General features: G+C 77.0%; 2 protein-coding genes and 1 pseudogene (1 of these 3 running past the window's edge). 1 reads left to right on the forward strand and 2 read right to left on the reverse strand.

The genetic code is table 11. The features are described 5' to 3' along the window. Positions 1 to 3,331: the beginning of an SDR family NAD(P)-dependent oxidoreductase gene (locus tag AB0D66_RS24670; protein ID WP_362307423.1), read on the reverse strand. The gene continues 18,317 nt to the left of window position 1, outside the view; 3,331 of the gene's 21,648 nt are visible here — the first part of the coding sequence; the start codon lies at positions 3,329 to 3,331; its stop codon lies off the left edge, out of view. Then, positions 3,328 to 11,709 (reverse strand): SDR family NAD(P)-dependent oxidoreductase, encoded by an 8,382-nt coding sequence (locus tag AB0D66_RS24675; protein WP_362307426.1) that lies wholly within the window; start codon positions 11,707 to 11,709, stop codon positions 3,328 to 3,330. The genes AB0D66_RS24670 and AB0D66_RS24675 overlap by 4 nt, the downstream gene beginning before the upstream one ends. On the opposite strand from AB0D66_RS24675, the pseudogene AB0D66_RS24680 reads away from it, so the two are divergent. Next, a pseudogene (locus AB0D66_RS24680) lies at positions 11,678 to 12,031 on the forward strand (hypothetical protein); the annotation flags it as partial. The gene AB0D66_RS24675 and the pseudogene AB0D66_RS24680 overlap by 32 nt on opposite strands.

Raw genomic sequence — 12,031 nt, forward strand, 5'->3', positions numbered from 1 at the left:
CGCGCCGCGAGATGCCGAAGAACTCCCGGTCGAAGAGGTCCACGCCGTCGAGGAAGCCGCCCCATCTGCTGTACGTGGAGCCGGGCCGGCCGCGTTCGGGGGCGAAGTAGCCGCTGTGGTCCCAGCGTTCCTCGGGGACGGTCGTGATGCTGTCCCTGCCCTCGGCGAGGTTGCGCCAGAAGATGTCGAGGTCCGGTGCCTGCGGGTACGCGCCGGCGAGGCCGATGACCGCTACGGCGTCCCCCTCGGGATCGGGGGCATGGGTCGCGGGGGCGGCAGGGGTGTGGGTGGGCGCCGGGGCGGCTTTCGCGGAGGCTGCGGTGACCGCTGACGCGGGCGCGGTCGGCGTCGGGACCGGCCTCAGGGGCCGGTCCGTCTCAGGAGCCGCGTCCGCGTCCGCGAAGGGGCGTGCGATGCGGTCCGGGGCGCCGTACACCGCCACCGTCGCGCCGTCGGGGCCGGCCAGGACGCGCTCCAGCAGGTCCAGCCCGTCGGCGGTGGGCATCGGCCAGGTGCCCCGGGTCCGGCGGGAGTGCTCGACCGCGGCCGGGGTGAGCCGCATGCCGCCCTCGGCCCACATCGGCCAGCCGATGGCGTGGGTGCGACCCGGTGCGTCCGCACGGGCGGCGCGGGCCTCGGCGAAGTGCTCCAGCCAGGCGTTGGCGAAGGCGTAGTCGCTCTGGCCGGGGGTGGCCTGGGAGGCGGAGAGCGAGGAGTACAGCACGAACAGGTCGAGCGGATCCCCGGCCGTCGCGCGGTCGAGGTGCACGGCGCCGAGGGCCTTGGGCAGGACCACCGCCGCGGGCGCGTCGTCCGGCTTGTTGCGGAACAGGGAGTCCGCGGTGACCCCGGCGGTGTGGAACACGCCGTCGAGCGACCCGAACCGTTCGCGGGCCAGGGCGAGCGCCGCCTCCACGTCCGCGAGGCGGGTGACGTCGGCCGTCAGGTACGCGACCTCGGCGCCGAGGGCGCGCCAGCCGTCGGCCCGGGCCGCCAGTTCGGGACCCATGGGGCGGCGGCCGATCAGCGCGATCCGCGCCGCGTACCGCTCGGCGAGGTGGGTCGCGAGGGCGCTCGCGAGGGCCCCGCCCCCGCCCGTCAGCACGTAGACGCCGTGCCGTTTGAGCGGCGGGACGGCCGCGGCGGCGGGCCGGTCGGTGCCGGGCGGCGTGTGGGGTGCCAGGCCTCGCCGTTCCCGGCGGCCCGCCAGGTGCCGGGACTGGGGGCCGGCGTCCTCGGCGGCGAGTTCGACGAGGACGGCCGCGGTGACGGCTTCGGCCGTCCAGCGGTCGACGCCGACCGCCCGGCACACCAGCGCGGGGGCCTCGGCCGTGACGCACCGGGCGAGCGCACCGACCGCCAGGTGCTCCGGGGCCGCGCCGCCGTCCGGGGTGGGGTGGACGAAGAGGATCGCCGGTGCCGTCGCCCGCGCCGGGCGGGCGAGTACGGACCGGGCCAGGCGCAGCACCGTACGGGCCGGTGCGTCGGGGCCGGTGCCGGCGGCGGGCGCGGGAGCGGGAGCGGCCGGGACGACCACGGCTGCCGGGCGGACACCGCGGGCGTCGAGCGCCGACCAGAGCAGGTCCCACTGCGCGGGGTCGGCCCCGTCGAGGCGGTACCCGGTGGTTCCGGTCTGCTCGAAGACCGGTCCCGGGCCGACCCGGACGACCGTGGCGCCCTGCGCCTGGACGGCGAGCTCGGCCGTCAGGCCGTCCGGTTCTCCGTCGGGGGCGAAGAGGACGAGGTCGCCGTCCGGCAGGGGCCGGGCGGTGGCCGGAGCCGGGTACCACCGCGGCCGGAACAGGGCGGTGGCCGCGGGGCCTTCGGCCGCGGCGGACCGGGAGGGCGCCGGGGCGGGGGCCGGGCTGGCGGAGGCCGACGCGGCGGAGGCTGTTGGCGCGGCAGCCGAAGTTGCGGGGCCCGGGGTGGCGGAGGCCGACGCGGCGGAGGCCGACGCGGTGGAGGCCGACGCGGTGGAGGCTGTTGGCGCGGCAGCCAAAGTGGCGGAGGCAAGCGCCGACGCTGTGGGGACCGCCGGGGCGGGAGCCGGGGTGGCGGTCGCGGCTCGGGGGTGGGTTGCGGCGAGGTGGGCGGCGAGGCTGTCTATGTCGGTGAACTCGAAGAGGAGGGTGGGGTAGAGCGGGCTGCCGACCGTCTCCTCCAGAAGCCCGCTGATGCGCACCAAGTCGGCCGAATCCAGACCGAGTTCGTAGAACCCGGTACCGCTGCCGACCTCGGCCGGGTCCAGACCGAGCGCGTCGCCGACCATGCGGCGCACGTGCGCGGTGTACGCGGCCACGGGGTCGGCGGCTCGGCCCGTACCCACGCCGGGGCCCGTACCCACGCCGGGGGCCGCGCCCGTGTCGACGTCCGCGACGGGACCGGGGTCCGGGGCGGCGCTGCGGCCCGAGCCCGGAGCGGCAGCGGCACCGGCACCGGCGCGGATGGGCCCTGGCTGCGCCCTGGGCTCGTCGAGCAGCCGGGTGATCAGGTCGGGGCGGCGGATGCGCTTGCAGGTGAGTTCGCCGAACTCCGCGAGCAGCAGGCCCTGTTCGTCGTACAGACCGTAGTCGCTGCGGATCACGTCGCCGGAGTCCGCCAGGCGCTCGACGCCCGGCACGTACAGGTGGACCTTCCGGCCGAGCGGCCGGGGAGCCCTGAACCGGGCGATGTAGACCGGGATGAACGGCTCGCGCGAGACCGCCTCGGTCTGGCCGTACGCGGCGATGGTGGCCGCGTCGAGCAGCGCGGGGTGCAGGTGGAAGTCGCGGGCGTCGGGGGCGGCGGCGCCGGTGCTCAGCTCTGCCAGCAGGTAGCCGTCGCCGATGTGCAGCGAGCCGTGGCAGGCCATCGCGGGACCGTGCCGGATGTTCTCGTCCCGGGCGCGGGCGTACAGCTCGGCCATGTCGGTGGTGCGGACCGCGCCGGCCCGCAGGGCGCCGAGGTCGATCGCCTCCGGCTGCGCCGTGCCGCCCGGACCGCCGCCGGGCTCGAAGGTGAGGACGGCGGTGAGGTTCTGCCGCCACGGCGAACCGGGGACGGCCGACCAGCGGCTGTCCACCGTCACCGGGCGCACCCCCGACCCGTCCGCCGGGCCGAGGGTGATCCGCATCTCTCGGTCCATGCCCTCGGTGGTGGCGACCGCCTCGGTGAACAGGATCCGGCGGAACACGGCCCGTTCGTGGTCGAGTCCCTGGCTGCGCAGGATCCGCAGCAGGATGTCCAGGAAGGTCACGCCGGGCATGACCGAGACCCCGTGCACGTGGTGGTTGCGCATGATGAAGTCGGTGTCGGTCAGTACCACGCGACACTCGATCGGTCGGTCGGTCACGGTCGTGTTCCCCTTCGCCCGAGTTCTGGGACCGTTTCGTCGTCACCGGCGAATCGGAGGTCGAGAATGGAGGCCACCGGCCCGGGGTCGGCCGGGAACGGCCCGTCCGCGAACGGTCCGTCCGGGAACGGCCCGTCCGCGAACGGCCCGTCCGCGAACGGCTCCTCCGGGAACGGCGCGTGCGGCGCGCGGTCCAGCCAGTACCGGCGCCGCTTGAACTCTGGTTCGGGCAGTGGGTGCCGGGTCGGGCGGTACCGGGCCCGGCGCTCCCGGTCGAGTTCGCCGACGATCGCGTGGGCGTTGGTGCCGCCGAGTCCGAAGGCGCTGACGCCCGCGATCCGACGGGCGCCGGCCGGCCAGGAGGAGAGTTCGGTGTTGACCCTGAACGGTGAAGTGCTGAGGTCGAAGCGCGGGTTGGGGCGCTCGCAGCCGAGGGTGGGCGGGATCGCCGCGTGCTCCACCGCCAGCAGTGCCTTGATCAGCCCGGCGATCCCGGCCGCGCTCAGCAGGTGGCCCAGGTTGGACTTCACGCTGCCGATCGCACAGCGCCCGTTCCCCTCCGGGGCGGACGCGCTGTCCGTACCGTCCCGGAAGGCATCGGTCAGGGCCCGGAGTTCGATCGGGTCGCCGATCAGGGTCGCGGTGCCGTGCGCCTCGACCATGCCGATCTCGGCGGGCCGCAGGCCGGCGTCGGCCAGGGCCCGGCGCACCACGGCCGCCTGGGCCTTGGGGTTCGGGGTGGTCAGGCCCATCGTCCGGCCGTCGTTGTTGACCGCCACCGCGTCGATGACCGCGTGGATGCGGTCTCCGTCGCGCAGCGCCGTGTCGAGCCGCTTCAGCAGCAGCACCCCGCAGCCCTCGCCGGGCACGAAGCCGTCCGCCCGCTCGTCGAAGGTCCGGCAGCGGCCGGACGGGGAGAGCGCCTTGGCGGCGCTGAACTCCAGGTAGGGCTCCTCGTCCAGGAGTACTTCCACGGCGCCGGCCAGGGCCAGCTCGGACTCCCCCGCCAGCAGGCTGCGGCAGGCGAGCTGGACGGCGACCAGCGCGGAGGAGCAGGCGCTGTCCACCACCATCGCCGGACCGTGCAGGTCGTACTGGTGGGCGACCCGGGCGGCGATGAAGTTCTGGTCCCCGCCGAGCCCCGCCGGGCCCCCGGCCCCGGCCCGGTGCCGGTACCCCGACATCCGGGCCCCGGCGAAGACCCCGATGGCGCGGCCGGCGAGTTCCCCGTCCGGATAGCCCGCGTCCCGTACGGCGCACTCCGCGCCTTCGAGGAACAGCCGCACCGCCGGGTCGAGACCGGTGGCCTCCTCCTCGCTCATGCCGAAGTGGTCGGGGTCGAAATCCTCGATCCCCTCGAGGAATCCTCCCCAGCGGCTGATGCTGCGGCCGGGCTCGAACGCGGGGCGGTAGAGGCGTGCGGTGTCCCAGCGGCCGGCCGGCACCTCGGTGACGGCGTCCGCCCCGGCGGCCAACTGCTCCCAGAACGCGTCGAGGCCGGGGGCGCCGGGGAACCGGCAGGCCATGCCGATGACGGCGATCCGGTCGTCGCCCGGTGCCGGCGAGTGCCCCGGCCGCTCCTTCGGCTCGGCATCCCGCTGCACGACGGGGTCCACCGGTTCCGTGAGGTCAGCGGGCTCCTCCACAGGCTCCACGTGTTCGAGGGAGATGGCGGTCGCCGCCGGGAGGGTGCGCGCCAGGTGGGCGGCGAGGGCCTGCGGCGTGTCGTGCTCCAGCAGCGCCGCCGGTTCCAGCGGCTGTCCGGTGCGGTGCTCGATCTGCACCACCAGCTCTCCCAACATGACGGATTCGACGCCGAGTTCCGCGAAGGAAGCGGTCGGCTCCAGCTCCTCGCGCGGGACGCCGGCCACCGCCTCGAACACCTCGGCCAGCCACGCGGGTACCTGCACCGGACCGGTCGCCGCCGACCGCCCGGTCGCCGCCACGGGTGGAGCCTCCACCGGCGGGGCGGGCAGCAGCAGCGGCGGGCCGTCCGTCGTCATCGCCCGGTCCAGGACGGCGAGTCCGTCCGCCGTGGACAGCACTCCGATCCCGGCGGCCCGGCCGGCCGCCCGCGCCGCCTCCCCGGCGGAGCCGTCCGCCCAGACCGGCCACTGCACGGCGCGGACCCGGGGCCGGCCGAGCCGGGCCAGGTGGCCCGCCACGAAGTCCGACGCGGTGTTGGCCGCCGCGTAGTCGCTCATCCCCGCCGCCAGCCCGGGCAGGGCCGAGGAGACCGACGAGAAGAGGACGAAGAAGTCCGGCCGGTCCGCGCCGCAGAGTTCGGCGAGGGTCTCCAGGCCGTCCGTCTTCGGCTCGAACACCTCGCGTATGTCCTCGGACCGCTTGTGGACGAAGGCGGCCGGGCCCCGGGAGCCGAGACCCGCGCAGTGCACCACGCCGCCGACCGGCCCGAGGCCGGTCCGGACCTCCGCGAGGAAGGCCGACAGCCGGGCCCGGCCGGACAGCGCTCCGGTGAACACCCTCACCCGGGCGCCCGCCCGCTCCAGCTCGCGGATCGTGGCCACCGCCTCGGCGGTCGCGGCGGGCAGCCCGGGGTCGTCCCAGCGCTCGCGTGCGGGCAGCTCGCGCAGGCAGGTCAGGGCGATCCGCCGGGCGCCGCGGGCCACGAGGTGGCGGGCGACGGTGGAACCGAGGCCGCGCGTGCCGCCGGTGACCAGGTACGCGCGGTCCGGATCGGCGAGGAACGGCGCCGGGGCGGCCCCGGCTAGCTCGGTCCACCGCGGGAGCAGCCGCTGCCCGCTCCGGTGGCACACCTCGGCGGCGGGCTCGGCGGACCGCCACTCCGCGACGATCGCCTCGGGCAGGGGCAGATCGGTGTCCAGGTGGGTCGCCCGGACCCTCGGGTACTCCGCACCGAGCATCCGGACGAATCCCGCGACGCGGGAGCCGGCGAGCGAGGGCCTGACGCCCGGCAGGTCCTGGAGGCCCTGGGTCACCTGGAGCACGCGCAGTTCGCCCCGGTGGCCGCGGATCAGCTCCTGGAGCATCGCGATCCGGGCCGTCCACGGGCCGGGGCCCCCGTCCGGCCGGTCCACGTCGGTCAGGTCCAGCAGCCCGCTGAGGCCGGGCAGCGCGGCGAGTTCCCGCAGGGCGGAGGCCTCGTCGTGGAAGGCCTGCCCGCCGGGGCCCTCGCGGAGCAGCACGCAGTCGGCCTGTGCACCGAGCAGCTCCACGGTGCGCGCGGCGAGCACCGCGCTCCCCGGGCCGGCGAGCACGGCCACCGTCCCACGCGGCGCCGCTCCGGCCGAGGCCGCTCCGGCCGAGGCCGCCTCCCACCGGCGCACGCGCAACGGCACACCGATGGCCTCCGGCGGAGCCGACAGCGCATCCCACGCGACGGCCGGGACCGCCCCGGCGACCGGTACGGCCGCGAAGGCCGGTGCGGGCCGGGAGCCGGGCACGTTTCCGCCGGCCGGTGCGCTCCCGACGGCCCGCACGGCCCCGGAGGCCGGTACGGAGGCGACGCCCGGCGCGAACGAATCGGCCGGTGCGGCTCCGCCGGCCGGCGGGCTCCCGACCGGCTGTACGGGTCCCAAGGCCGGCACGGACCCCGACGCCGGCACGGAGCCGGAGGCCGGCACGAAGCCAGAGGCCGGCACGGACCCCGACGCCGGCACGGACCCGGAGGCCGGCACGAAGCCAGAGGCCGGCACGGACCCCGACGCCGGCACGAAGCCGGAGGCCGGCACGGAGCCGGAGGCCGGCACGAAGCCGGAGGCCGGCACGAAGCCGGAGGCCGGCGCAGGCCCGGTCGTCCGTGCGGGTTCCGGGGCCGCGGTCGGGCCGGCGGTCCGTACGGCGTCGGGGGTCGCTCCCGGCCCGGAGGCGGGTGCGTCCCCGACCGCCGCCGCGCCCGGGGGCACGTACCGCTCGGGCGGCTGCGGGAGCCAGTGGCGGCGGGACGCGAAGGGGTAGGCGGGCATCGGGACGATGCGGCGCCGGGCGGTGTCCGGCAGGGCCTGCCAGTCCCAGCCGGTGCCGGTGACCCAGCGGCGGCCGAGCTCTTCGAGCTCGTGCCCGGCCGGGTCGACCCGCTCGGCGGGCACCCCGGGACCGGATGGTCCCGCCACCCGTCCGCGCAGCTCGGCCGCTCCCCGCCCGGCCGCGAACGCGGCGAGCCGGTCGGCCAGTTCGGGCACGGAGGAGACGACCAGGGCGAGCCGCTCGCGCAGTTCCTCCCGGCCGGTCCGACTGGTGTGCGCGAGGTCCGCGAGGTCCGCCGGCGCCGCCCCGCCCGGAGCGTGCCCGGACCCGGCCTCCCGCAGGTGCACGGCCAGCCGGCCGGCGACGGCGGTCAGCGCCTCCTCGGTGCGTCCCGACAGCACCACCAGCTGCTGTTCGCCCGCTGCCGCCGGCCGGTCCGGTCGGTACGGGGGCTGCGGGTACTCCTCCACCACCACGTGCGCGTTCGACCCGCCGGCGCCGAACGAGCTGATCCCGGCGCGGCGCGGGGCCCCGGCCGGCCGGGGCCACTCGGCCACCGCCCGCTGCACCCGGAACGGCGAAGCCGCCCAGTCGATCGCCGGATTGAGCTCGTCGGCGTGCAGCGAGGGGACCAGCACCCCGTGCCGCATCTGCAGCAGCACCTTCGTCAGCCCGGCGATGCCGGCCGCCGCCTCCGCGTGGCCGATGTTGGACTTGAGCGTCCCGAGGGCCACGGACCCCGGTGCCAGTGCGCCGAAGGCCTGCTGGAGGCCGGCGATCTCCACCGGGTCGCCGAGCGCCGTACCGGTGCCGTGCGCCTCGACGTACCCCACCGTCCCGGCCGGCACGCCGGAGCGCGCGAGGGCCTCGGCCACCACCCGGCCCTGCGCGGCCGGATCGGGCACGGTGTAGCCGTTGGTACGGCCGCCGTGGTTGACGGCCGTGCCCTTGACGACGCCGTGGATCCGGTCCCCGTCCGCGAGGGCCCGGGCCAGCGGCTTGAGCAGCACCGCTCCGACCGCCTCGGCCGGCACGAAGCCGTCGCCGCCCGCGCCGAAGCCCCGGCAGCGGTGGTCGGAGGAGGTCATGCCCATCGCGCGCTGCTGCACGTACTTGTTCGGGTGCAGCGAGAGGTTGACCCCGGCGGCCAGGGCCACCGCGCACTCGCCGTCGCGCAGGCTGCGCACGGCGAGGTGGACCGCGGTCAGCGAGGACGAGCACATCGTGTCGACGGTCAGGCTGGGGCCGTGCGCGTCCAGGAAGTACGAGACCCGGTTGGCGATGCCCGCCGGTGTCGAGCCGGTGGCGACGGGTGTACCGGTGAGCGTGCGCTCGACCCCGAAGTAGGGGTACTCGTTGTGCATCGAGCCGACGAAGACGCCGACCCGGGAGGCGTGGGCCCGGCGCAGCCGGTCCCTGGGGTGGCCCGCGTCCTCCAGGGTCTCCCACACCACCTCCAGCAGCAGCCGTTCCTGGGGGTCCATCAGGTCGGCGTCGTGCGGGGTGATGCCGAAGAGCAGCGGGTCGAAGCCGGACACCGCGTCCAGGAAGCCGCCCTGCATCAGCTCCTCCCCCGGCCGTCCGGTGCGCCGTTCGGCGGGCAGCCCGGTGACCAGGTCCGCGCCGCCCAGCAGGTGCTGCCAGAGCGCCTGCGGGGTGGGCGCGCCCGGGTAGCGCCCGGCGAGGCCGATCACGGCGATGGCGTCGTCGGCCCCGGCAGCGCCCTCGGTGATGTGGGCGGCGCTGCGGGCGGCGGTATGGGCGGTGGTGCGGGCGGTGGTGTGGGCCGCGATGCTCCGGGCCACGCCGGCCAGGTCCCGCTGTTCGAAGAACACCGTGGCCGAGGTGACCCCGAACTCCTCGCGCAGGTCCGCGTTGAGCCGCGCCACCAGGAAGGAGGTGAGGCCGTACTGCTCCAGCGGCGTGTGCGCGCCGATACCGTCCTCCGGCAGGCCGGCCGCCCGGGCGTAGAGCCGTACCAGCCGCCGTTCGATCCGGGCCGCGTCCGCCGCGTCCGCAGCACCCGGGGCCCGGTCCGGCGCGGGCCCCGGGTGCGGACGGGCCGGGCCGGCGGCCGGGAACGGTTCGGTGGGCAGCGGCACCCGGCGCGCCGGGACGGCCCAGTACGCGGACCAGTCCACCTCCTCGCCCGCCAGCCAGGCCGCGCCCGGCCCGGCCTCGGGCGCGGCCGGGTGGCCGCCCGCCAGGTGGCCGGCGAGCGCGGCCCGCAGGGCGGGCAGGCCCCCGGAGCAGTCGAGGACCAGCCGGTGCGCGTGGTGGGTGCGCCCGGTCTGCAGGGTGTACGCCAGGTCGGCGGGGTCGGGCTCCGCGGTGCGCAGGTGGTCGGCCAACCGCTGCGCCGCGCCGCGCAGGCCTTCCCCGTCCCGGCCCGAGAGCACCGCGAGGAGCGGGCCGTTCGGGGTGCGGCCGGTGGCCGGGGCGAGCTCCTCGGCCGTCGCCGAGCGGATCACCGCGTGGGCGAGCGAACCGGTCGCCCCGGCCGCGTTGACCAGGGCCCGCAGGGGGGCGGCGGCGTCCGGCGAACGCCAGGGCGTGGCCCGGTCCGCGAGCCGTACGGGCAGGGCGTCCCAGTCGACCAGCCGGCTGAGGCGGCCGGCGGTCGGGGTCGGAGCGATGCCGCGGTGGCGCAGCTGGAGCAGGGTCTTGGTGACCTGGGCCAGGCCGGAGGCGGCCTCCAGGTGCCCGATGGCGGATTTCACCGTACCGATCAGGACCGGTCCGCCCGCGCGGGGACGGAACAGCTCCCCGAGCGCCTCGACTTCGGCGGCGTCGGCGAAGGCGGCGCCGGTGGCCGCGCATTCGACGTACGAGACCTCGTCGACGGTGACGCCGGCCCGGTCCAGGGCGCGGGCCATCGCGTCCCGGAAGGCCGTCACATCGGGGGCTCCGAAACGGCCCGAGCCGCCCGACCCCGAGCCGCCGGCGAAGTCGATCCAGGTGCCTTCGACGATGCCGTGCACGTGGTCCGCGTCGCGGCGCGCGTCCTCGGCCCGGCGCAGCAGCAGCGCCCCCACCCCCTCGCCGGGGGACCAGCCGCTCGCGGAGTCGTCGAAGGCGCCCGCGACGCCGTCCTGGGCGACGAGCCCGAGTCCTTCGAGCACGGCCGTGTGGTACGGGTGGGCGATCAGGTTGGCCGCCCCCACGACCGCCGCGTCGCAGTCGCCCCGGTGCAGGGCCTCGACGGCGAGGTGCAGCGCGGTGAGGGAGGAGGAGCAGGAGGTGTTGACGGCGATGCTGGGGCCGCGGAAGCCGAAGGCGTGCGAGATCCGGTTGGGGATGTCCGAGGCGATGGCCGAGACCTCGGCCCGGCCGGTGCGCTCCCAGTCGGCGGCGCCGACGTGCTGGTGGTCGTTCCACATGGTGGCCACGTAGACGCCGACGCGCGGGGCGGCCCGGCGCAGGGAGCCCGCGGTGTGCCCGGCGTCCTCGAGGCACTGCCGGACGGCGTGCAGCAGCTGGCGCAGTTGCGGATCGAGGGTGGCGGCCTCGGCGGGCGAGAGCCGGAACAGTGCGCCGTCGAAGCCGTCGATGTCGTCGAGGTACCCGCCGGGCACGGCGCCGACGTCCGCGGCGCGGGCCGCGCTCGGGGCGGCGATCGAGCGGCGGCCGGCCGCGAGGTTGCGCCAGAGCTCGTCGGGCGAGGCGGCGTCCGGGTAGCGCCCGGCGAGGCCGATCACGGCGACGGGGGTGGTGGCGGCCGGGCGGCCGGGCGTCGGGGTGTCCGCGGCGGGGCGGGCGGGGCGGTCGGCGAGGGGGCCGCCGAGGAAGGACTGGAGGAACCGCTGGCCGTCGTCCAGCCGCAGCCGGCCGCGGACCGCGTCGAAGGCCACGCTGCCGATGGGGCACAGGCCGACCCCGGTGTCCTGCTGGGCCTCCATCAGGAGCTGTCCGGCGTAGCCCGCTTCCAGCAGCAGGAAGCGCTCCGCGTCCGGGCCGTAGAGCGGGGCTATGCCCTTGGGCTGGCTGATCAGGTAGAGCTCGAACGCCGCCTGGTCGAAGAGCGGCCGGTTGTAGAAGAAGTGCGCGGACCGGTCGAGGGCGGGGTCGGGGTTGACCAGGCGCAGCGCGTGCGCGTGGGGGTCGTAGTAGTAGACCCCGCCGGCCAGCGCCTCGACGGCGCCGGCGCGCACGGACAGGTAGGCCTGGACGGCGTAGGTGTCTCCTGCCGAGGGGTAGCCGCGGCGCTCACGGCCGTGGTCGTCACTCGCCCGCAGCCGCTCGAGCAGGGCGCACAGGGCGGCGTACGGGAGGGGTACGGGGGCGAACCCGCGGCTGCTGGCCCGCGCGAGGTGCCGGGCGGCGGGGGCGGCGCCGGTGGCCGGGAGCGGCAGGACGGGTTCGGCCGGGGAGGACGGGCGCAGGTTCCAGGCACCGTCCTTGAACGCGGCCCGCTCCTCCGCGCAGAGCACGTCGACGAACCCGGGCGCACCCTCCGCCTGCCCCGCCGGGACCGCCGGCTCGCCGGGGCTCGCCGGCCCGGAGCCGGACACCGCCGCCGGGGCGGGTGCGGTTCCCGCGGCGTCGGCCGTACCCGGCGCGGGGGCCTCAGCGGCCGCGGCGTACGGCCGGGCCGGGGCCGGGCCGGCGGCCGGGGCCGACGCGGGGGCCGCCGGCCCTGCCGGGGCCTGCGGCGCGGCGAAGGCGCCGTACGGCCTTTCGAGCTACCCGCACCCGCGGCTGATGCCGGACTTCTGGGAGTTCCCGACCGTCTCGATGGGCCTGGGCCCGCTC

The organism is Streptomyces sp. NPDC048270, assembly GCF_040652335.1.
Classification (GTDB): domain Bacteria; phylum Actinomycetota; class Actinomycetes; order Streptomycetales; family Streptomycetaceae; genus Streptomyces.